This window comes from Streptomyces sp. ISL-36, assembly GCF_018614205.1.
Classification (GTDB): domain Bacteria; phylum Actinomycetota; class Actinomycetes; order Streptomycetales; family Streptomycetaceae; genus Streptomyces.
In genome coordinates this window covers 1-21,363 of record NZ_JAGGOS010000210.1, presented here as the reverse complement: position 1 = coordinate 21,363, position 21,363 = coordinate 1, and the positions used below count along the sequence as shown (strand labels likewise).

General features: G+C 70.2%; 21 protein-coding genes and 2 pseudogenes. 13 read left to right on the top strand and 10 right to left on the bottom strand.

The window, feature by feature from the left end; all coding sequences use genetic code 11:
* Nucleotides 1-25 precede the first annotated feature (25 nt).
* Complete coding sequence (locus J7E93_RS36260; protein ID WP_215074294.1) at nt 26-715, top strand: restriction endonuclease; 690 nt, start codon at nt 26-28, stop codon at nt 713-715.
* A 120-nt stretch (nt 716-835) separates the two neighbouring features.
* Here J7E93_RS36260 and J7E93_RS36255 read toward each other — a convergent pair whose 3' ends face one another.
* The 3 genes from J7E93_RS36255 to J7E93_RS36245 all read right to left on the bottom strand — a co-directional run bounded on the left by J7E93_RS36255 (nt 836) and on the right by J7E93_RS36245 (nt 4,165).
* Nucleotides 836-2,296 carry a hypothetical protein gene (locus J7E93_RS36255; protein WP_251067577.1) on the bottom strand — a complete coding sequence of 487 codons (1,461 nt, stop codon included), beginning with the start codon at nt 2,294-2,296 and terminating at the stop codon, nt 836-838.
* 107 nt (nt 2,297-2,403) lie between these two features.
* Complete coding sequence (locus J7E93_RS36250) at nt 2,404-3,027, bottom strand: cysteine hydrolase family protein (RefSeq protein WP_215074307.1); 624 nt, start codon at nt 3,025-3,027, stop codon at nt 2,404-2,406.
* A 145-nt stretch (nt 3,028-3,172) separates the two neighbouring features.
* On the bottom strand, nt 3,173-4,165 hold the full coding sequence (locus J7E93_RS36245) for a GlxA family transcriptional regulator (RefSeq protein ID WP_215074293.1): 993 nt from the start codon (nt 4,163-4,165) through the stop codon (nt 3,173-3,175).
* Nucleotides 4,166-4,339: 174 nt separating this feature from the next.
* Here J7E93_RS36245 and argG point away from each other — a divergent pair, with 174 nt between their 5' ends.
* Nucleotides 4,340-5,785: an argininosuccinate synthase gene (argG, locus tag J7E93_RS36240; RefSeq protein WP_215074292.1), complete on the top strand. Its 1,446-nt coding sequence runs from the start codon at nt 4,340-4,342 to the stop codon at nt 5,783-5,785.
* A 149-nt stretch (nt 5,786-5,934) separates the two neighbouring features.
* Here the strand turns inward: argG and J7E93_RS36235 are convergent, their stop codons facing one another.
* Nucleotides 5,935-6,552 (bottom strand): DUF2867 domain-containing protein, encoded by a 618-nt coding sequence (locus tag J7E93_RS36235; RefSeq protein WP_308368923.1) that lies wholly within the window; start codon nt 6,550-6,552, stop codon nt 5,935-5,937.
* Between the two features lie 108 nt (nt 6,553-6,660).
* On the opposite strand from J7E93_RS36235, the gene J7E93_RS36230 reads away from it, so the two are divergent.
* Together J7E93_RS36230 and J7E93_RS36225 are read left to right on the top strand one after the other, a co-directional pair.
* On the top strand, nt 6,661-7,218 hold the full coding sequence (locus J7E93_RS36230) for a TetR/AcrR family transcriptional regulator (protein ID WP_215074290.1): 558 nt from the start codon (nt 6,661-6,663) through the stop codon (nt 7,216-7,218).
* 101 nt (nt 7,219-7,319) lie between these two features.
* Nucleotides 7,320-7,691 carry a hypothetical protein gene (locus J7E93_RS36225; protein WP_215074289.1) on the top strand — a complete coding sequence of 124 codons (372 nt, stop codon included), beginning with the start codon at nt 7,320-7,322 and terminating at the stop codon, nt 7,689-7,691.
* 154 nt (nt 7,692-7,845) lie between these two features.
* On the opposite strand, the gene J7E93_RS36220 is transcribed toward J7E93_RS36225, so the two are convergent.
* Nucleotides 7,846-9,411 carry a polysaccharide lyase family 1 protein gene (locus J7E93_RS36220; RefSeq protein WP_215074288.1) on the bottom strand — a complete coding sequence of 522 codons (1,566 nt, stop codon included), beginning with the start codon at nt 9,409-9,411 and terminating at the stop codon, nt 7,846-7,848.
* 158 nt (nt 9,412-9,569) lie between these two features.
* On the opposite strand from J7E93_RS36220, the gene J7E93_RS36215 reads away from it, so the two are divergent.
* Nucleotides 9,570-10,121 (top strand): SMI1/KNR4 family protein, encoded by a 552-nt coding sequence (locus J7E93_RS36215; RefSeq protein WP_308368922.1) that lies wholly within the window; start codon nt 9,570-9,572, stop codon nt 10,119-10,121.
* A 55-nt stretch (nt 10,122-10,176) separates the two neighbouring features.
* Here the strand turns inward: J7E93_RS36215 and J7E93_RS36210 are convergent, their stop codons facing one another.
* Both J7E93_RS36210 and J7E93_RS36205 read right to left on the bottom strand, forming a co-directional pair.
* Nucleotides 10,177-10,830: a class I SAM-dependent methyltransferase gene (locus J7E93_RS36210; RefSeq protein ID WP_215074287.1), complete on the bottom strand. Its 654-nt coding sequence runs from the start codon at nt 10,828-10,830 to the stop codon at nt 10,177-10,179.
* 207 nt (nt 10,831-11,037) lie between these two features.
* Nucleotides 11,038-11,394: a hypothetical protein gene (locus J7E93_RS36205; protein ID WP_251067576.1), complete on the bottom strand. Its 357-nt coding sequence runs from the start codon at nt 11,392-11,394 to the stop codon at nt 11,038-11,040.
* 288 nt (nt 11,395-11,682) lie between these two features.
* Here J7E93_RS36205 and J7E93_RS36200 point away from each other — a divergent pair, with 288 nt between their 5' ends.
* The 5 genes and pseudogenes from J7E93_RS36200 to J7E93_RS38240 all read left to right on the top strand — a co-directional run.
* Nucleotides 11,683-12,828 (top strand): SMI1/KNR4 family protein, encoded by a 1,146-nt coding sequence (locus J7E93_RS36200; RefSeq protein ID WP_215074286.1) that lies wholly within the window; start codon nt 11,683-11,685, stop codon nt 12,826-12,828.
* A 130-nt stretch (nt 12,829-12,958) separates the two neighbouring features.
* Entirely contained in the window at nt 12,959-13,804 is an 846-nt protein-coding gene (locus tag J7E93_RS36195; protein WP_215074285.1) for a TnsA-like heteromeric transposase endonuclease subunit, read from the top strand.
* Nucleotides 13,797-13,928, top strand: a complete 132-nt coding sequence (locus J7E93_RS37920) for a hypothetical protein (protein ID WP_285440994.1) — start codon at nt 13,797-13,799, stop codon at nt 13,926-13,928. Before J7E93_RS36195 ends, J7E93_RS37920 begins: the two co-directional genes overlap by 8 nt.
* Nucleotides 13,929-13,970: 42 nt before the next feature.
* Complete coding sequence (locus J7E93_RS36190; protein WP_215074284.1) at nt 13,971-15,827, top strand: transposase; 1,857 nt, start codon at nt 13,971-13,973, stop codon at nt 15,825-15,827.
* A 116-nt stretch (nt 15,828-15,943) separates the two neighbouring features.
* Nucleotides 15,944-16,477 (top strand): annotated as a pseudogene (locus J7E93_RS38240) (TniB family NTP-binding protein); the annotation flags it as partial.
* Between the two features lie 242 nt (nt 16,478-16,719).
* On the opposite strand, the gene J7E93_RS37675 reads toward J7E93_RS38240, so the two are convergent.
* Nucleotides 16,720-17,082 carry a hypothetical protein gene (locus J7E93_RS37675; RefSeq protein ID WP_251067583.1) on the bottom strand — a complete coding sequence of 121 codons (363 nt, stop codon included), beginning with the start codon at nt 17,080-17,082 and terminating at the stop codon, nt 16,720-16,722.
* Between J7E93_RS37675 and J7E93_RS36180 the strand changes: the two genes are divergently transcribed.
* From J7E93_RS36180 to J7E93_RS36175, 3 genes and pseudogenes are all read left to right on the top strand, one after another.
* A complete protein-coding gene (locus tag J7E93_RS36180) occupies nt 17,073-17,318 on the top strand; it encodes a TniQ family protein (protein WP_215074283.1) in 246 nt (81 codons plus the stop codon). The two genes, J7E93_RS37675 and J7E93_RS36180, sit on opposite strands and share 10 nt — an antisense overlap.
* Nucleotides 17,319-17,363: 45 nt before the next feature.
* A pseudogene (locus J7E93_RS38490) lies at nt 17,364-17,537 on the top strand (TniQ family protein); the annotation flags it as partial.
* Between the two features lie 204 nt (nt 17,538-17,741).
* The gene (locus J7E93_RS36175) at nt 17,742-18,938 is read left to right on the top strand and encodes a hypothetical protein (protein ID WP_251067582.1); all 1,197 of its coding nucleotides are present in this window, start codon (nt 17,742-17,744) and stop codon (nt 18,936-18,938) included.
* Nucleotides 18,939-18,984: 46 nt separating this feature from the next.
* On the opposite strand, the gene J7E93_RS36170 is transcribed toward J7E93_RS36175, so the two are convergent.
* Nucleotides 18,985-19,539 (bottom strand): helix-turn-helix domain-containing protein, encoded by a 555-nt coding sequence (locus J7E93_RS36170; RefSeq protein ID WP_215074281.1) that lies wholly within the window; start codon nt 19,537-19,539, stop codon nt 18,985-18,987.
* 6 nt (nt 19,540-19,545) lie between these two features.
* The coding region (locus J7E93_RS36165; RefSeq protein WP_215074280.1) for a transcriptional regulator at nt 19,546-21,363 on the bottom strand (1,818 nt) is incomplete at its 5' end.

The window sequence follows — 21,363 nt, the reverse complement described above, 5'->3', positions numbered from 1 at the left end:
GCAGTGGTGGCGGGGGCGGGCGGATATGACCGCTCCCGTCAAGCGCGAAGGACGCGCGCGAGAGAGACAAGCGTTCAGTTTGCGGCAGTCGGTGCTGTTCTTCGGCCTCGTCGCCGTCCTGCTGTGTGCCGCGGGCCTGATCCTGAGGCTGGTCGCCCGAGCAGCGGTTCGTGAGCCCGCCTCAGCGGTGGCCGTCGTGGCGATTCTGGTCGTCGCCGCGGCGATGCTGAAGAGCGCGAGCAGCCGACGCACAGCGATCGGGCGGAAGAGGCCGCCCGAGGTCCCGGTACCCGTCATCGCCGTACCTGCCTCCGGTGTCGAGGCGGACGACTACGCGGCCATGGATCCCGACGCCTTCGAGCAGGCCGTCGCGGCCCTGTGTGAACGTGACGGCTGCCGTGACGTCCAGGTGGTGGGCGGCGCCGGCGATCTGGGCGCCGACGTGATCGCGACGGCGCCGGACGGAAGGCGTGTCGTCATACAGTGCAAACGCTACGGCCCGGTCAACAGGGTCGGTTCGCAGGAGGTGCAGAGGTTCGGCGGTACGTGCTACGCGGTGCACGAGGCGTCCGTCGCGGCCGTCGTCACCACGGGCGAGTTCACCCAGCCGGCGGCCGAGTACGCGGAGCAGTGCGGCATCCACTGCTTCGACCACGACGATCTCGCCGCCTGGACCGACGGGACCGGCCCTCCCCCGTGGGATGCCGCCGATTAGAGCGTGGAGGGGTGGTGTTCAGCCGGCGTGGTCGTTGACGAGGTTCCGGGCCGGGCTGCGTATCCGGTCTCAGGCGCCGGGCAGGTGAAGCTCGGTCACCGCCCTTCAGGTCACCGCTCTTCAGGTCACCGCCCTTTTCGCCCGGGTGGACAGACCCTTGAGCGCCTCGGCCGACCCCTTGTCGACCGCGTCCAGCAGACGCCTGCCGTGCGCCATGGCGTCACGGGCGAGTTCCGTGTCCCCCGCCTCGGCCGCGGCGAGCGTCAGCTCCAGGTGCTGCTCCGTGACCAGTCGGCCGAGACCCCTGCGGTGCCACAAGGAGGCCGATCCGTCCGGCGTGCCGCCATCCTCCGCGCCGAGCGCCGCCCGTGCCCGCTCCAGCGCCCGCCCCGCGGCGGCGAGGTCGCCCTTGAGGCGCTCCAGACGGGCGAGGACGTACGCCTCCGAGGCCCGGTCCCCTGCCGTGTCCTGGAGCGCGAGAAGGTTGAACTGGGCGCGGGCCGCCTGTGCGTGGTCGCCGATGCGCTCCAGCGCGCGACTCAGTTTCCGGAGCCGGTCCCCATCCGGGCCCGTGTCGTCCAGCATGCGCAGGAGCGCGACCCGGGCATGCTCGACACGGCCCTGTCGGCGGGCCAGCTCTATCCAGGTGAATTCGCTCTCCGCGTCCTTGTCCCGCCCGTGCCACCGCACTTCCTCCGCGCGAGCCCACTCCACGGCTCCGGCACCCTCGGTGACCTGGCCCGCGGTGGCCGACCGCAGGAGCGGAGCGTCCTGGTCCTGCCCGTGCGCGGCCACCAGCACCGCGGCAAGGCGCCGCTCTTCGAACCACTCGGTCCGCTCGGCCTCCTCGCACTCCAGCAGAAGACGCAGCAGAAGACGCAGCAGCGGCAGGTCGCCGTCACGGCGGTCGTACTGCGCTGCCCTCAGCACCCCCGCCCGCAGCACCGGATCGGCGGCCACCTCCTCCCGCGCGCCGAGGTCGCCGACGCGCATCCGCTCCAGCACGTCCCGTCCCGGGCCGAGGACGATGTCGCGCAGGGGCTGCCGGAAGGCCTCGTCCAACCGGTAGGCGCAGAGGTCGTGGGAGTTGAGCAGGACGTAGTCCGGCTCCGTGCGCCTGGCGGCCGACTCCGACAGAGCGAGGAGTTCGACCAGCGGCCGGTCCGGCAGTTCCAGACCGCTGATCAACGCCGCTCGCTGCGCGTCCAGTTCGGGGGCGAACTCCTCCCGCGCTTCGTCGTCGGCCGCACGGATCGCGGCGAGCAGGTCCTGCTCGTCCAGGTCGGCGGAGAGGTTCTCGCACCACTCGGGGAGCCGGACGAGCATCTCGAGTGCCTCGCCCACACTGTCGGCGATCAGCACGGCGTCTCCCTCGGAGGACGCGTGCAGGACGGCCGTTCCCCCGCACAGGAAGTAGGTGCCTCCGGTGTCGTCGCCGGCGATCGGCTCCAGCGAGGCACCGGACGCCAGGTGCACCGCCTCGACGTGGTAGGCCCGGCTCACATCGAAGCCGAAGGGGAACGCGGCCAGTTCGGCGAGATCGGGGCGAGTGCGCAGGAGTTCCAGAACGCGGTCGGTCATGGGACCGAACCCTAACGACGCTGCAGCGGGTCGGCCGAAGGCCCCCTGCCCTCCCGAGGCCGGGTGCGCGGCAGGGTGTGATCCTGCCGCGCATCACCGGCTCATGCTCAGGCGGGGAGGGAGTCGACGGTGGGAACCACGATGCCGAACAGGTCGGTGATCGCGGTCAGGGCGGCGGCCTGGAGGCCGGCGGCGGGCAGGACGGTACCGGCGGGGGTGGTGAGGGCGCGGGTGGCGGTGGCCTCGGCGACCACGGTGGGCCGGTAGCCGAGGTTGAAGGCGCCCTGGGCGGTGTAGTTGACGCACATGTGCGTCATGAAGCCGGCCAGCACGAGGTTCTTGCCGCTGCCGGGTTCGACGCCCAGGTGGGTCAGCGTCTTCTCCAGGTCGGTGGCGTGGAAGGAGTTCGGGAACTGCTTGACCACGACCGCCTCGCCGTCCACCGGGGCGACCTCGTCGCTGATGGCGCCGATGGGGGTGCGGATGTCGTACGGGGTGTCCACGCCACCGTCGTTGATGATGTGGACGACCGGGGTGCCCGCGGCGCGGGCGCGCTCCAGCAGCCGGGCGCCGGCGACGAGGGCCTCCTCGGCGCCTTCCAGGGCCATGACGCCGGATCGGTAGGTGTTCTGGAAGTCGATCATGATGAGGGCGGACTCGCTCAGCCGGGGCGGCTGGTTGTCCAGGCCGATCACATCGCGCAGGGTCATGGAGGGCCGGGTCGTGTGCATGGACGGCTGGGTCGGGTTCATCGTCGGCCGGTTCGTGTTCATGGGGCGCCTTTCATGGAGGAACGAGGCATGGCGAAGCTCTCCGCCGTGCCCGCTCAGGGGATCGAGCGATGGATGGGGTGGAGGATGGGGTGGTGGGAGGGGGTCAGACGGTCTGTGTACGGAAGCGGCGGCGGTAGGCGGCGGGTGTGGTGGCCAGCTGTCGCTTGAACGCCCGGTGCAGGGTCTCGACCGAGCCGAGCCCGGCCGCGGCCGCCACCTGATCGAGCGGCCCGTCGGTGGTCTCCAGCAGACGCCGGGCGACCTCCACCCGGGCGGCCTCGACGTAGGTGGCGGGACTCGCGCCGGTCTCCTGTGTGAAGACACGGGCGAAGTGCCGCTCGCTCAGGCACATCCGGGCCGCCAGAACCTCCGCCGACAGGTCCTCGTCGAGGTGGTCGGCGATCCAGAGCCGCAGCTCGTCGATGTCGCGGCGGGAGGTGGCGGGCCGGCTGAGCGGCACGGAGAACTGGCTCTGGCCGCCCTGCCGCTTGAGGTACATCACCAGCTGCCTGGCCACCGCCAGGGCGACGTCCTCGCCCTGGTCCTCGGCGACCAGGGCGAGCGCGAGGTCCAGGCAGGCGCTGATGCCGGCGCCCGTCCAGAGTCGGCCGCGGTCGGTGCGTACGAAGATCGGGTCGGGGTCGACCGTGACCGCCGGGTGGTCGGCGGCGAGCTGGGCGGCGGTCGACCAGTGGGTGGTCGCCGTCTTCCCGTCGAGCAGCCCGGCCGCTGCCAGCAGGTGCGCTCCCACACACACCGAGGCCACTCGCCGGGCGTGGTCGGCGGTCGCCCGCACCCATGCCACGACTTCGGGGTCGATGCGGGCGACGGGGCCCTCCTCGGTCATGTCGACCGCGCCGGGCACCAGCAGGGTGTCCACCTGGCCGCCGACCTCGTCGAAGGCGAGATCGGCCAGCAGCCGTACCCCCGCCGACGTCCGCACCGCGCCGGCGGCCGGCCCGGCCAGCCGGACCTGGTAGCCGGCGCGGCCGGCGGTCTCCCGGTTGGCCAGCGCGAAGACCTCGGCGGGGCCGGTGACGTCGAGAAGATCGACATCGGGGAAGACCGCGATGACGACACGGTGGGGAAGGGGCATGCACACATCCTCACGGCGGCTCCTCGTGGCCGCAATGACGGTTCTCTGTCACATCCAGACATGGCCCCGGGGCGGGACGCGCGTCCCGCCTCCACCGGCCCTCATTCCCTACCGGCGGGATCCGAGCCGAATCCACGCTTTGCATGACCATGCGAGATGATGCATACTCTTCCTATGTCTAAGGTCCTCACCTCCCTTCCCGCCGGCGAGCGCGTCGGCATCGCCTTCTCGGGCGGGCTCGACACCTCGGTCGCGGTCGCGTGGATGCGCGACAAGGGTGCCGTCCCGTGCACCTACACCGCCGACATCGGCCAGTACGACGAGCCCGACATCGCCTCGGTGCCGGGCCGGGCGAAGACCTACGGTGCCGAGATCGCGCGCCTGGTCGACTGCCGCGCGGCGCTGGTCGAGGAGGGCCTGGCCGCGCTCACCTGCGGGGCGTTCCACATCCGCTCGGGCGGGCGCGCCTACTTCAACACCACTCCCCTGGGCCGCGCCGTCACGGGCACCCTGCTGGTCAGGGCGATGCTCGAGGACGACGTACAGATCTGGGGTGACGGCTCGACCTTCAAGGGCAACGACATCGAGCGGTTCTACCGGTACGGCCTGCTCGCCAACCCTCACCTGCGGATCTACAAGCCCTGGCTGGACGCGGACTTCGTGACCGAGCTCGGCGGCCGCAAGGAGATGTCGGAGTGGCTGCTCGCCCACGACCTGCCGTACCGCGACAGCACCGAGAAGGCGTACTCCACCGACGCCAACATCTGGGGCGCCACCCACGAGGCCAAGACCCTGGAGCACCTGGACACCGGCGTGGAGACCGTGGAGCCGATCATGGGCGTCCGGTTCTGGGACCCCTCGGTCGAGATCGCCACCGAGGACGTGACGATCGGCTTCGACCAGGGTCGTCCGGTGACGATCAACGGCAAGGAGTTCACCTCCCCCGTCGACCTGGTGATGGAGGCGAACTCCATCGGCGGTCGCCACGGCATGGGCATGTCGGACCAGATCGAGAACCGGATCATCGAGGCCAAGAGCCGCGGCATCTACGAGGCGCCCGGCATGGCGCTGCTGCACGCGGCGTACGAGCGCCTGGTCAACGCGATCCACAACGAGGACACCCTCGCCCACTACCACAGCGAGGGACGGCGCCTCGGCCGGCTGATGTACGAGGGCCGCTGGCTGGACCCGCAGGCGCTGATGGTGCGCGAGTCGCTGCAGCGTTGGGTCGGCGCGGCCATCACCGGCGAGGTGACGCTACGGCTGCGGCGTGGTGAGGACTATTCGATCCTCGACACCACGGGCCCGGCGTTCAGCTACCACCCGGACAAGCTCTCCATGGAGCGCACCGAGGACTCGGCGTTCGGCCCGGTGGACCGGATCGGCCAGCTCACCATGCGCAACCTCGACATCGCCGACTCGCGCGCCAAGCTGGAGCAGTACGCCGGGCTCGGCCTGATCGGCACCGCCAATCCCGCCATCGGCGCCGCCCAGGCGGCCGCGACCGGGCTGATCGGCTCCATGCCGGAGGGTGGCGCCGAGGCCATCGCCTCCCGTGGCGAGGTCTCCGGCGACGAAGAGATGCTGGATCGCGCGGCGATGGAGTTCGGCACGGACTGACCGGCTCCGTCGAGCAGCAAGCTCGGCCCTTGAGGGACGTATCACCGGCGAAGGCCGGCCCGGCGCCGATGGCGTCGAGCCGGCCTTCGCCGGTGTCGGGGCACCGGTGGTCAGGAGGAGGACTCCCGGCAGCCGCCTGCCGGAGTTCATCACCCCTCGCCGTCACCGTACTGCGCCGCGAGATCGTGACGGTCGCGCCAGGCCCGTTCCCACTGCCGGGTCAGGGCCGGGTAGACGATGAGGTACCGGAAGGGCGCGATGGCGGCCATGTAGAGCCGCCCGAACCATCCGTTGTACTTGACGAGGACGGTCATCCTGAGCTCGTGGTCACCGTGGGGTCCCTGCACCCAGCCGAGGTGCATCACGGTGTGCACGGTCCTGTTCGCCAGTTCGCGAGCGGACTCCGTGGCGATCTCGTAGACCGCCTTCAGCGGCATGTCGTCGTTGTCCTCGCCCCGTCGAGCATCACGGAGGTCGCTGGGCAGGCGGCTCCGGAGCGAGTCGACCCGTGCGCCGACACCCGCCGCCGGCTTGTCCCAGCCGAGGAGTGCGCCGAGTTTCCAGCGCACGGCGAACAGGAATCGCACCGGCCCCGTCTGTCTCGCGATCCCGCCCGACCTCTGCATCGCCGCCAGCATGGCGGGGAAGTCGTCGGGCCCGGCTCCCGGGGTACGGAACGCCCACGCGTCCTCGACGTCGAAGTCCGAGGTGATCTCGTGGATGCGCCACGGCCGCTCGGTGTAGGTGGATTTCGCGAGTCGCGCCACGCTTCGACCTCTCGTTCTGTACGGAGCCGTATATTCGATCTGTACGGTACCGTACATACGGTCGCGCAGACAGCCTCAGGCCCCACATCCCCGAGAAAAGGTGAGCAGGTGCCCCCCGTCGCCCGTACCCCACGAAGTCGCTGGATCCAGGCGGGACTCGACGCCCTCGCCAGGGGCGGTCCGGACGCTGTCCGAGTGGAGGTCCTGGCCGCCGACATCGGGGTGACGAAGGGCGGCTTCTACGGGCACTTCGACGGTCGTCCCGCCCTGCTCGCCGAGATGCTCGACGAGTGGGAGCACCGGTGCACCGACGCCGTCCTCGAGCAGGTCGACTCCGCGGGCGGAGACCCCGCCGAAAGGGTCCGGCTCGCCGGCCGGCTGACCTTCTCGGACGACCTGCACCGAATTGATCTCGCCGTCCGTGAGTGGGCTCGTCACGACCCCTCGGTCGCGGCACGACTGCGGCGGATCGACAACGTCCGGATGGATTTCCTTCGCACGATGTTCGGGAGCTTCATCGCGGACCCCGACGAGGCCGAGGCCCGCAGCACGCTGATCTTCGCGCTCGCGATCGGCCGCCACTTCATCGCCGCGGACCACCCCGGACGCACCCCACGGGAAGCCATCAACCTGGCCGCGGAACTTCTCCTGCGACCCCGGCCCTGACCACCGAGGGCGGTGGGGCTCGTGTCCCACGGGGGTATCCTGCTACGGGAGTTGCAGGTGACAGCGTCGAGCGGACGAAGTTCCAGCCGGGGGGCAACGTGGTGCGCGTACTCAAGGCGGTCGTCCCGCTCCTCGCTCTGGTGGCGGTGACGGCGGGATGTTCCTCGTCCGAGGGCAAGGACGAACAGCTGCTGACCGAGCAGCGGGAGACATACTGCATGCGGCTGGGGACGTGGCAGAAGGCGCGGAACGCGGAGAGTACGGCCACGCCGGAGTCGTCAGGGTATGACGGGGTCGGGGCCGCCGCTCAGGACGCCTTTCTCGCGATGCGACCGCTCCGGGACGAGACCGTCGGCGCAGGCCGCACCTTGGGGGAGGCGACGGCGGCAGCGATGAACAGCGGTGACGCCGAGGCGGAGGGGCGTGTCGTGAAGTACTGCGGAGATGTCGGCTTCGAGACGCTGACACGCTAGGACGGTCGAACGGTCTGCCTCGCCCCACACCGAGATCACCACGGCGCAGGACGAGGGACCCGAGACACTTTCACAACACGGCCCAGCGGCAGGAAACCAACGCCGGGCCCATGCCCGACAAGCGCTCCCCCCGTGGTCGCACCGGACCCGGCTGCTACCCGGCGTAGGTCTCGTACTCGGCGACCTTCGGCGTGCCGGTCGCGCCGGTGATCTCGAAGGTGATCTTCTGCAGCGAGGTCCGCGGGACGGTGATGACGCCCGCCCCGCTGCCGGAGGTCAGGACAGCGCCGGTGTCGCCGTTGAGGACCCTCCAGGAGCGGATGCTGCCCGCGGAGCCCGACGCCTCCCGGATGTTGATTTTGGAGACAGTGGTCGGAGAGCCCCACTTGATCGAGATGGAACCCGTCGAGCCGGCCGGCGACCAGTACGTACTCATGTCACCGTCCCGGACGTTGCCGTAACTCGTGCCGTCCGCCTTGCTGGAGCCGTCGGAGCCGGCCCCGATGCTGAGGTTGGTCCCGCCGGGCTGGGTCGGTCCCGGTGTGGGGGTCGTGGGTCCCGGCGTGGGGCTGGTCTGTGTCGGGGTCGGGGTCGGGGTCGGACTCGGGGTCTGCGGCGAGCAGCTTCCGTTCGACACCTGCAGGCCCTTGTCGGCGCCTGCCGTCTGGCTCACGATGTTCGGCACGCAAGCGGCCGCATCGAGGCTGTAGGCGTAGGGGATGCTGATGGTGGTGTTGGACTGCGGGTCGGGGCCGGCCGGGTGGTTCTCGCTCCCGGGGCTGGACCAGGTCACGTTGTCGAAGGTGTTGCCGCTGACCTGCCAGTAGCCGGCCGCGTCGGTGTAGAAGGTACCCAGGACGTCCTTGGAGTCCTTGAAGTAGTTGTTGTCCACCTTGGCGCGAGCTCCGGCTCGGGAGTTGATGCCCGACTCGTTGAGCCTCACGTAGTGGTTGTTGTAGATGTGGGCTGTGCCGCCACGCAGCAGGGGCGCTCGGGAGTCGATGTTCTCGTACAGGTTGTGGTGGTACGTGATGAAGCTGTTCGAGAGGTCGCTCTCGCTGGACCCGACGAGGCCGCCGCGTCCGGAGTTGCGCAGGATGCTGTACGACAGGGTCACGTACTGGGTGTTGTCCTTCATGTCGAAGAGGCCGTCGAATCCCTCCGACTCGCCGCCCGACGCCTCCAGGGTCACGTGATCGACCCAGACGTTGCGGACGTTGCTCTCCATGCCGATGGCATCACCGCCGTTGGACGTGGGTGAGCCGGACTTCTTGACGTTCCGGACGGTCACGTTCTGGATGATGATGTTGCGGGCGTCGCGCATGTGGATGCCCAGCTGGTCGAAGACGGCTCCGCCGCCGACCCCGACGATCGTGACGTTGCTGATCTGCTTGAGCTCGATCACGCCGGCGGCGGTGTTGCAGCTGGTGCCCGACACCTTCTCGGTGTTGCCGTGGTTGATGGTGCCCTCGACCTGGATGGTGATCGGGGTGCTGCTGCTGGCCCGGCCGCACAGGGCCGCGTGGATCGCGGTTCCCGTCGTGGCCCGTACCGTCTGGCCACCCGCACCGCCGGTGGTTCCGCCGTTCTGGGTCGCGTAGCCGGTGACGCCGCCGGTGGCCGCCGATGCCTCGGGCATCGACAGCACCACACCGGTCCCGGCCGCGAGGGCCGCCGTGGCCAGTGCCGCGTAGAGTCGCCGTGTGACTGGTCGTCTCATCCTCGCCTCACCTTTCGTCTTCGAATGCTGGGGGAGTTGCTGCTTCGTCCCGTAGTCGTCACCGAGGCCACCGAGGTTGCCGACCTGTCGCCGACCGGATCGCCGCTTCGGCTCCCACCCCGTGGGACGGCCGCGGACGCCGTTGATACGGTCGCTCGGTGGAAAACTGGGACGAGGGCGGCGTACGCGCACGGATACGGGAGATGGCGGCCCGGGACCCGGGCCGGGAGCGCTCCGGATCGCGCACCCACGGGTACGAACTGGCGCCTCCGCTACCCGAGGCGGAGATCCGGGCGTTCGAGGAAGCCCACGGCATCGATCTGCCGGCGGAGTACCGGTCCTTCGTCGCGTCGGTGGGAAACGGCCCCGCCGGTCCCTGTCACGGATTGATGCCGTTGACGGCGCCCCGTCCAGAGGCTGACGGGGAGTCGGCCGTGGACGACGAGTGGGAGGAAGACCGGCTGCCGGGCCGACTCGCCGAGCCGTTCCCGCTGACCGAACCCCTGCCCGGCCCGATCATGACTCCGGCCGATGCGCTGACCCGGGGCACGCTCATGCTGGCCGAACAGGGCTGCGGCATGTTCGTCCGACTCGTGCTGAACGGCCCGCATGCCGGCGAGATCTGGCAGCTCGATCCGGACTGGGGCGGCTTCGTGCCGATGAGCCCCGAATTCCGCACCTGGTACACTGACTGGCTGGAGAGCCGGTGAAGGTGTGGTCTTCTCCGCCTCAGGGCCGGGAAGCGGCAACTGCGGCACCGGGCAATCAGATTCGGGCGATCAGAGCGAAGCGCTCGTCGGTCACCGGACCGCCCCAGAGGTCTGCGCTGCCGCTGAGGTCTTCGATTCGCAGGTCGGTGACGAGGGGCCTGACAGCGGCGGTCAGTTCGTCGGCGGTGACGCCACGATGCCATGGCAGGGTTTCGGCGCCGACGACGTACGGCACTCCGCTCTGGCCGGCCTCGCGCCATCGGCCCTCGACCAGGACGAGGGTGCCGCCGGGGCGGAGACGGGTGACCCATGCACGCAGCGCGCTCTGGGGATCGGGCAGCGTCCAGAGCAGGTGCCGGGAGAGAAGGGCGTCGAACCGCTCGTCGCCGGTGGGCGGTTCCGCAGCGTCTCCCACCAGGAAGCGGCCTTCGAGTCCGGCCGTGCGGAGCTTGGTCCGGGCCCGGTCGACCATCCGCGGCGAGAGGTCGACTCCGGTGACCTGGTGACCGGCTTCGGCCATCACCGCGGAGAGCGATCCGGTGCCGCAGCCGACGTCGCACACACGCACCGCCTCGGACGGCAGCCAGGAGGCGAGGCGGTGGGACCAGGCGTCGCGGGTGGCCTTCAAGCGAAGGCCGTGGTCGGGCTCGTCGTCGAAGAGTGGCGCGGCGGCGTCCCAGTAGGCGGTGATGGCGGTGGAGTTCGTCATGTGTCCGATCCTTCCAGTGGGCACTGACATCGCTCCTGCTGCCGAGTCGGGTGGCGCGAGCGAGGCGTTGGCGGCGGCCGGCGAGTCGCCGAAGGGGCTGCGCACCGGACGGTGCGCAGCCCCTTCGGCCGTTCCAGGGCGAGCGATGCTACTCCGGCTGCGTCACGGTCAGCGCCCACCGGATCGACTCCGTGGACGCATCCACCGCTACGGTGAAGGAGCCCGGGCGGACGACGCCCGGTCCATGGTCACCGAACCGACACCGGCGCCCTCGGCGGGGCAGTCCACGGAGAACGCGGCCACCTGTATCTGCTGCGACTCCATCGTCACCCGCACGGTGCCGCCGCCTTCACACGCCACCGTGAGGACGGTCGGGAGCCCCGTGTGCGCACCGCCCGAGGCGACTCCGCCGTCTCCCACCTGCTCCTCGACCCAGACCAGGCCGTCCGGGCCGGGATGCGGCAACAGGGCGTCGCCCGCCGCGGTCGCGGGCGATGTGCCGGCGGCAGCCAGCCCGAACGCCGCCAGCGTCGTCACCACCACTGCTGCTTTGGAACGCCTCACGTGTGCTCCCCCTGCTGGTCCGTTGTGGAGCCCACAGTGTTCTTCGACGCGAGGTCGCGACACATGAGTACGCGTACTCAGATCCCCGCGCTCGGCCACGGGCGGTGATGTGACTGAGCGCTTCACTTGGCGAGTGAGCACGTGAGTCGGTGACCGAACATCTGGTGTCGACGGCTTGGTGAGCCGGGACAAGGGGCCACTTGAATTTACTGGTCTGAACGCCAGCCCGGCGGACAAGACCGATGAGCGACGATTAAGCTGTCAGTGGCGGACTTTAGGGTCAACCCTATGACAGCAGACTTGGTCCAGGCCTCATGGACTCGCATCGACGCGTGGCTGCGCGAGCACGCGCCCCGCACATTCGCCACGCTACGGCCGCCCGCAGGGGACGACGAGATCGCGGCGGCGCAAGAGGAACTCGGTGTCACCTTTCCTCCGGACTTGGTCGCTTCCCTTCTCCGACACAACGGGGCGCTGGAGGGACCTGAGGCTTTCCGGTTCAGCTCGGGCGACCGGCCGCTCGGGGTGAGCGGAATCCTCGGGGACACCGGGTTCATGCGCGGCATCGACCAAGGTATCGATGGGGAGGACGAGGGCTACTGGCTTCGCGGCTACGTGAAGTTCGGTTCTTACGACGTGACGTCGGACGGCCTTCTGGTGGACTGCCGTACCGGGCGGGACTCCTTCGGCGCGGTCGGGCGGTTCTTCGACGAGACCGGCACCAGTTTCGGGGAGGCCGACTCGCTGGGCGAGTATCTGGCCGAAGAGGCCGACCAGCTTGAGCGCGGCCAGGACGCCGGTATCGTCACGTTCAACGGCCGACTGTTCCGGGAAGCGTCTCTGCCTGCCAGGCCGAAGTACAGTGCCGGCGAGCCCCTTCCCGCACCGGATGAGCAGCTGCCAGAGCTGGACCTGTCCCACAGTCCCACCGACCTCCTCCACGTGAGCCACCTGGACGGGCACGAGGAACTCGGTGCGCTGATCGCGACCCTGCCGTACGAACAGGTGGTTGAGGCCGCGCAAAAGCAACTGCGCAGACTGGCGGTCGAAACAGGCCTGAACAACTACCCGGAGGTCGAGGCAGCCCTGAACGCGTGGGAGCGCGGTGAGGCCCCGCCACGGCCGGACCAGACCGATCCGCTCGCCCTGCGCCTGCGCGCGGTGCTTGCGCAGGCTGACACCGGCCGAGACCGCGCTCTCAGGTGGGCCGCGGAGAAGATAGCCCTTGGGATCTGGGGGTCCCCCTATAGGTCCGTGTGCGAGAGCGCGGAGATCCGGAGTCACTTCACTGTCGACTGGCGTGCGGATCTCCATGCGGACCTGGGCAATCCGCCACTGCCACCGATACCTGACGACCGATTCTGGGGAGCTTTGAGCAATCCCGCTATCGACTCCAGTTGGTACGCAGCTCAGTACGCGCAAGACCGGAGCTGACCCCAGGGTTTTCCCTTCCGCGTGAGCACTTCGTCTGGCGAGTTGAGCAGGGTACCGGTACGGCCCGGTTGTTGATGTTGGTTTGGGCCTTTCCCCGCGTACGGCGTCTGCTCTGCGGTGTGCTCTCGCCATGGGTGACGTACAGGTTGTCGAGGTTCAGGCAGGTCCGGTGTGGTCCCATGCCTGCCGCCTTGACGACCTTGTGCTGCCGTACTCGCTGCCCGACCGTGCCACCGAGTGCCTGGATCTGGGGCCGGGCTGGCCGCGTACGTGGACGGTGACGTGGAAGGTCGGGAAGTCCGACGTCATCGTCCCGGTGAAGGACCTGTCGGCCGGGCCGGCGATGGCGTCGGTGCCGGTGCGGCGGTTTTCCTGGAGGACGGGCCAGCGTCACCGGCCCGGGCTGGAGTGCCTGGTTTCGACCGGTCGGCAGCACGGCTTCGAGAGTCTGGCCGAGCGCTGGCTGCTGCTGGTCCTGGACTTCGTCGGCGGATTCGACGAAGTACTGTCCCAGCCGTTCCGTCTGCGGTTCTCCTCCTCGGAGGGCAAGGGCTCGCACATTCCGGACTTCCTCGTGCTGTCGGCGGAAGCCTCGTGGCTGGTGGACGTGCGCCCTGGAGGCCTGATCGGCGAGGAGGACGAGGTGCGGTTCGCGGCGGCCGCGCAGGTGGCGGCCGCCACGGGCTGGCGCTACATGGTGGTGACCGGCTGGCGGCGGCAGGTGCTGACGGGGATCGACGCGTTGTCGGTGCGGCGCCGCCCGATGGCCGACCCTCTGGGGCTTGAGCCGCAGCTGATGGCAGTGGTCCGTCGGCGTCCGTGTCTGTTCGCCGAGCTGGTGGAGCAGACGCACGTTCCGGCGGTGGCCCGCACCCACGCGGTCCATCTCCTCTGGCGTCGGCGGATGGCCGTCGACCTGGCCCAGCCGTTCGGTGATGAGACGTGGGTCTATCCGGTGGGAGGCCGCGATGAATGACAAGCAGCAGCCCACGCGGTTCGAGGACCTGAAAGCCGATGACCAGAAGCGGCTCCGGCTGAGGGTGGCCCACTTCCTGGAGGCCGAGAGCGGTTTCCGCAGCGGCAGCCGGCACTGGGCCTAGGAGGGGGAACCCCGGCCCGAGTACGACCCGGAGCGAACCACGTTGACCGAGCGCCGGCGGGCCAAGGTGGCCGAGCTGAAGGCCCTGCACCCGGACGACGCCCGCCAGCTGGGCCTGGGGCAGGTCAGCGAGCGCACCCTGCAGCGGTGGTCTGCTGCCTGGCCTGAGCAGGGGATCATGGGGCTGAGGGACGGACGACTCACCCCCGTGCTGCCGGGGCACCGCACGATCACGCCGCAGGTCGCGGAGGCGATCCACGCGGTCCACGCGGAGTGCCTGCACCGCTCCCGGGTCGGCATGAAGACCAAGGAACGGCTGATCCACCAGTTCGTGCGGGAGAAGTTCGGCACGGAAGCGGAAGAGAAGATCCCGCACTACACGACGCTGTTGAAGGTCTGGAAGGAGTGGTACGGGCCCGAGAGGGGACGTCAGCGTTATCTCCGGTCGGCCGCGGCGGTGGATACCGGCGGCACTACCGTGACGATCACCCGTCCCGGCCAGGTGGTCGTGCTGGACACCACGCCGTTCCCGGTGAAGCTGCGCGACGACGTGTTCGGCGAGTCGATCTCCGTTGACCTCACCCTCGGACTGGACGCGTTCACGCACTCCCTGGTCGCGTTCCGGCTCACCCCGGATTCGGACTCCTCCGTCGAGGTGGCCATGCTGCTGCGGGACGCGATGCTGCCGCTGCCGATGCGGCCGGACTGGACGCCGGAGATGGAATGGCACTACCCCGGCGTCCCGGCCGCGCTGGTGACCGAGTTCGCAGGCCATCCGGTTGCCGGGCGGCCGTTCTTCGCGCCGGAGACGGTGACCAGCGATCATGGCAGCGTCTACAAGAACCACCATCTGGTGCAGGTCGCCCGCACGCTCGGGATGGTGGTGCTGCCGGCGAGGGCGATGCGGGCTCAGGACAAGGCGGCCTGCGAACGCGCGTTCTCAGGGATCCAGTCGCTGTTGCTGGAGATGCTGCTGGGCTACCGCGGGCGGGATGTCGCCGACCGGGGCGCCGACCCGGAGGGCGACGCGGTCTGGACCGTGGACGAGGCGGAGCATCTGCTGGCCACCTGGATCGTGGGGGTCTGGCAGAACCGCAGGCTGGACCAGTACGCGCCCGCCTGGGACCCCGGCGGGCGGCACAGCCCGAACACACTGTTCGCGACAGCGGCGGCCCGCGACGGGATCGCCCTGCAGATCCCGGATGCGAATCTCTACCAGCGCCTTCTGCCCGCGCACTTCGTGAAGATCCACGGCCGTCGCGGGGTCAAGATCGGCGGACTTTGGTATGGCGGCGATCACCCCGTCCTGGGCGAGCTCGGCTCGCTTCCCTCCCCTCGCAGCGGCCGGCACCGGGGCAAGTGGGTCGTGCACCGCGATCCCCGCGACTGCCGCCAGGCGTTCATCGAACTCGTCGGCCACTGGCATACCCTGCCCTGGAACGGGCTGGCCACCGGGGAGGACGTCCTCGCGTTCTCCGACGCGCGAGTGCAGCAGGTCCTGCGCGAGGCCGCCCGGGCCGGGCTCACACCCCGCGACGACACCGAACTCCTGCCCGTCCTGCTCGACTTGGTCGGCGCCCGGTCTCCGGTCGGCTCCTGGCCAAGCCAGATGACCAAGGCCGAACGGGCCGAAAGGGCCCGCGAAGTCGCCCGCGCACGGGCCGCCGAACGCGACCGGACGGCCCCCGCCGCGTCGCTGCCCGTCGCGCCGCGGCCGGCCGAGCTCGTCCGTCAGAACCAGCAGGCCGTCGACGCGGAACGGCGCCGCCGGCGCGAGGCCGCGGTCGATGTCCCGCTCGTCTCGCCACCCCGCCTCGGCGACGGCCCGCGCAAGCACTCACTGTTCGCGCTGCCCGACGACGAATCCGTTCCTCAACCGGTACAGGAAGGACCGCAGTGACAGGCGAGAAGGAGACGCTGCCGTTCGTCCTGACCGGCCCCGCTCCGGCCCGCGACACCGCGACCGGCTGGCAGCACTGGTGCCGCACCCGCAAGCTGTTCGTCCCGGCGCCAATCATGGACCGCGCGGCCTTCGGGCTGCTGAGCCGGCGCAAGAAGATGCTGCACAACCTGCACCGCACGGCCACCCACGCGAACCTGCAGCTGCTGGACACCCCGATGAGCCGGGCGGTGGAGAAACTCCTCATCGGCCGCATCGAGACCAACGCGCTGAAGATCAAGCCCAATACCCGGGCCGGGGTGATGGTCTCCGGCGGCGGCTACCAGGGCAAGACCGAATGCGTCTGCGAGATCGCCGCCGCTTTCCAGGAACGCTGGCTGGCCCTCAACGACTACCTCAACCCCGACGCCCGCCCCGGCGCCCGCGACCTGCACATCCCAGTCGCCTACGTCCAGACACCGGTGACCGCGAAGCCGAAGAGCACCTGCAAGGCGATCCTGAACTTCTTCGACGCGCCGATCGCCCCGCGCGCGGACCTGCCCGACCTGATCCGCCAGGTCACGGCCTCCCTGCGGGACCATGGCACCAAGGTCCTGATCCTGGACGACATCATGAGACTTCGCATGCACCGGGCCGACGACCAGGACACCCTCGACCTGATCCGCGCCTTCATGAGCATGAACGTCACCCTGGTCCTGGTCGGCGTCGACATCCCCGGCTCCGGGCTGCTGCGCGAAGGGCGCCACGACCCGGCCACCGGCCAGTGGCGGCTCCCGCCCTCCCGGCATGCCAAGGCCCACGGGCTGGAGGCCACGCAGACCGAACGGCGCTTCGATCTGATCGAGCTGGACCGCTTCCACTACAGCACCGCACCGCAGATCACCGCCTGGGTTCAACACCTGCACGGCGTCCAGAGCGGCCTGCGGCTCCTGGACGCGGCCCCCGACATGCTCACCGGGGGCACGATGCCGAGTACCTCTACCACCGCACCAACGGTGTCGTCGGCCTCCTGGAACGGCTCATCGAGGACGGCTGCCGCGAGGCCATCGACTCCGGCCGCGAACGCCTGGACGAAGAGCTCCTTGAGGGCATCGCCATCGACCTGCGCGACAGCGACCGGCGCGACGCCGGCGCCGGCGAAGTCCCCGCCGTCCCCGAAAAGCCCGCCCGGCGCAAGCCCCGTCGCGGCCGCAACACCGTCTTCGACGACCGCGGCCCCCTCGGCACGGCCCAGGAAGGCGCCCGATGATCGCACCGCTCCCCCGGAGCCTGGACCCGCTGCCCGGCGAACTGCTGGCCGGCTACGTGATGCGACTCGCCCACCGCCTGGACGTCGCACCAGACATCGTCCTGCGACGCACCGGTCTGGCCGAGTATCAGCCCAACACCCAGGCCGTCACCCGCACGGCCCTCTCCCTCGAACTGCCCGCCCCGCGGATGAGCGACTTCCAGACCGCCACCCGGCTCACCGCCGCCGAAGCCACGCCTTGACCCTGCTGCCGCTCGCACCCCGCTACCCGCCCATCGCCCACAGCCTTGACGTCGTTCGCGCCGGCAAGCGCATCCCCGCACTGGACTGGCTCTTCCCCCGCAGCAGCCCGCTACTGCCCCGACTGCCTCGCCGGCGACGGGACCCAGCTGCAGACAGACCACGGCGGCCCCTGGAAGAGCGACTGGAGACTGCCCGTCGTCATCGCATGCCCGCACCACCAGCGCTTCCTCGAACATCTCTGTCCCGAATGCCAGAGACCACTCACCGACCGCCCCGGACAGCTGATTGGCCGCCCGACCATCGCCGGACTCCATCCGGCCCAGTGCCGAGCACCCCTCGCCCACGGGTCGCGCCGCACACAGCGAACGGCCCACCTTTGCGGCGCCCGTCTGGACAAGCAGCCGCCCGGACCAGCAGACCCCTTGCCCAGGGAACTCACCGCACTGCAGAAGAAGATCACCACCATGCTCGGCCCGGACACCCCCGCCGCGACGGCCAGCGAGTACTTCACCGATCTGCAGATGGTCAGCGGACTCGTCATGATCACCTGGCCGAGGGCTCGCCCCACCGCGCCGGGCGTCGACACCCGCCGCACAGATCAGGTGCTGGCCGCCCGGCAGGACCCCTCGCTCTCCATCCATGTCAGCACGCCGCCCCAAGATGCCCGGACCTGCGCGAGCATCCTCCTCGCCGCCGACGTCATCCTGTCGGCCGCCGATCTGCAGACCGCACTGGCTCCACTCGCGCCAGTCGAGAACCGCACCCCCAGTGGCATCGCCCCGAAACGCCACCGCAGCTGGGACACCGGCTTCCGCCGCTACCAGGACGACTGTTCCCAGCGATTCCGAGACGCCGCTGAATACCTGGTCTCCACCCACCGCAGAAGCGGCAGGGGCGGAAGCCGGCTGCCACACCGCGGCCTCGACTACGGCCCCCAGCACGTTCCGGCATTCCTCCCCCTGGAGTGGGCAGAACGCCACCTTGACGCCTTCACCGTCGCCTTCACCGTCGCCTTCAGCATGCCGGTCCTGCGGCGCACAACCTCCGCCTTCCTCGTCCGGCGAGCTCTCGGCAAGAGCACCGCCGATGCCGCCGAGTTCCTCGGACTCAGCATCGCCGGAAAGGGCTTGGGCACCCCCATCACGCGGTGGGCCCGCCGGCAGGGAACCCCGGAGGCATACGAACGAGCCCTGGACGCGATCGCCGCAGCCCTCGCCTCCTCAGCACTGATCGACTACTGGCACCGCCGCACCCTTCTCGCTGACTGGGCACTGCCACCAGACGCATGGCACCAGATCGCCGACCAGCTGAAACGCCAGCCCAGCCCCCGCTACCTCTCCGACGACCGCGCACACCTCGCCGCCACGGCCTACATCTGGACCCAGGTCACGCACGGCGAAACCCAATTCGCCCCACAACCGGCCGAAGCCCGAAACGACCCCGAGCTCGACGCGGCATGGAGCCAGGACCGGTTCACCATCGGTCACTGGATCCGGCAGAACAAGGTGCCCTTCTACCAGCAGATGAAGCCGCTTCTCGACGCCTACGCCACCCAGCTCACCCGAGCCGTCGACGCCGCCCGCTCAACCCGCCAACTCGCACGCTCACTCGCCAACTGAAGCGCTCAGTCACAGGTGACCGGCAGCGGCGGGCCGGCGCAGGGGGCTACAGGTCGAACTCGATGTGTTCGAGATCGGTGAACTCCACCAGCAGGTCGCCGGCACGGCGGCCGTGGTCCTTGAAGTAGATCTCCTGGAGTCCCTCCGCCGCGATGTCGCGCAACTGCTGCTCGGTGGCGCCCTGGTCCCGGGCGTCGAAGAGGCGGGCGGCGAACTCGGGTGGGAGCGCCACGGTGAGGTGGCGCATCCGGCCGTCGTCGGTGGTGCCCGGAGCGGCGGTGTAGCCGAAGCGGGCACGGGTGTCGACGACGATGCCTCCGGTGGTGGCGGCCTTCTCCTTCGCCTTCGCGCGGATCTGCGGCTGCCACCGCTTCTTGACCTCGGCCGCCAGGCGGGCGGCGAGCTCGGGACGGGGCTTCCTGATCTGGTCCTTCACGTACCGCTCCACGGTGCGCTGGGAGATCCCGAGCGTCTCGGCCGCCGCCTTGGTGCCCTTGAGCTGCTTGACCAGGTAGCGCATCCGCGCGCCGGCCGACTTCGGGACCGGGCGGGTGAACGCCTTCTGGACCGCCTGGTCGAGGCCGTCCCCGAGCTGTGCCATCGCGGGCTACTCCCCGTCGTCCTTGTGGGTGACGTTGCCGTCCTTGATGTACCGGGCGAGGTTCAGCTCCGGAGCGTCGTACTGCTCCCGTACGCCCTCACCCCACAGCACGCTCTGGGTGCCCTCGTGCTTGACCATGCCCGGGCTGACGCCGAGCCGGAAGCCGCCGGGCAGGGGCTTGCCGTCCTTGTACGGCAGGAAGTCGAGCGGGGTCGGTCCGTCGGCCGCGTACACGGCGCAGTCAGACAGGATCGCGACCGGGTACTGGCCGGTGACGGCTGCGTGCTTGAGCAGCTTGCGGTGCATGTTGACCCGTGTGCGGGAGATGACGGCGGCGCGGATGTCGGGCCGCCATGTCGGGCGGGACAGGGCCCGCCACGGCTCGCCGGGCTTCCAGCCCTCGCCGCGGGGACGCTCGCGGAGCTTGCCGATGCCGCCCTTGACCGTCGCCTTGATCGCGAAGAGGACGATCGCCAGCTGCGGGTCCACGTGCTTGTGGCCGTCCATGGCCGCGAGGAAGTCCTGCGGGGACAGGTCGGCGGTGACGCCGAGGTCGGCCATCGTCGCCACGTACGCGTCGCGCAGCCGGTTGTACCAGGCGTCGAGGTAGCGGCCGTTCTCGTACCGTACGTACGCCTCGATCGGCGCGACGTCGTAGCCGAGCTCCACCGCGTACGCGACGGTCGGTGTCGCGTACCAGGCCGGGCCCTCCGGCCGGTCGCCCTTCGGCGTGAACGGGCTCGGCAGCAGGTCACCTTCCAGCTGCCGCCACTCCTTGCCGACCAGGACACGGGACAGGTCGACGTGCGAGAGATCGACCAGCCAGGCACCGGGCAGCTTCGGATCGAAGGCGGGGTTCTCGACGTGCGTCGGCGCGCCCAGTCCCACGATCGTGCCGTTCGCACCGGCGGCGAAGGCCATGTTCACGTCGATGCCCACGAGGTGCGGCTTGAGGCATTCCGCGTCGGTGAGCGGCCTCGCCCAGTCGTACGCCTCCTCGACCAGGACTTCGGCGGGGGTCCGCCGGTGGAAGCGCGGCAGGCCGGCGAGCAGGGGGTGGCCGTCGGGGGCCTCGCACGGCGCGGGGTCGACCGGGTTCCTGCCCAGACTGCCGGGGTTGTGCTCGCTGTGCCGTACCCCGTTCTCGTCCGGCTCGGACGCGCGGGTCGGCGGGTGCAGCGCCGTCATCAGTTCCAGGCCGGTGACGGCCGTGGAGCCGCGCGGCGTCATCACCCGGGACGCGTACACGCCCAGGAGCCGGGCGAGTTCCGCAGGCGGCAGGGCGGCGGCGCCGTCCCAGTGGCGGGTGTCGAGCGCGTCCCAGGACGGGACGCACAGCTGCACGCACGAGCGCGCGGAGCCCTGCGCCGGCCGGTAGATCCGGGCCCAGGGGCCGAACCCGCGCTTCGTCAGCTTCCAGTCGGCGCGCACCAGCTGTTTGATGACCTTGTGGCCCTCGGGCAGCCGTCCCGTGAGCCGCTCCTGATCGGTCAGTCGGACCGGCAGCCCGTAGCGCTCGCACGCGGCTTCGGTGAGCACGATCAGCGGGTCGGCGTCCTTGCCCGGTCCGCTCAGCTTCGGCGCGCCGAGCTTCGCCTCGGTGAGGGTCCATTGGACCAGAGACGGAAGGGACTTGGCCGGCACGTCCAGGACCAGGCCGCCGACGCAGTACGCGAACGCCTGCCCGTCCTCGACGTCGACGACCGCGAGCGGGCCGTGCGCGAAGCGGGGGTCGGCGCCTGGCGGGACCGCCTCGGCGGCCTTTCGCACGCCCGGGCGGCGCGAGGTCGATGCCGGTGCCTGGGCCGGTGCCTGGGCCGGCGC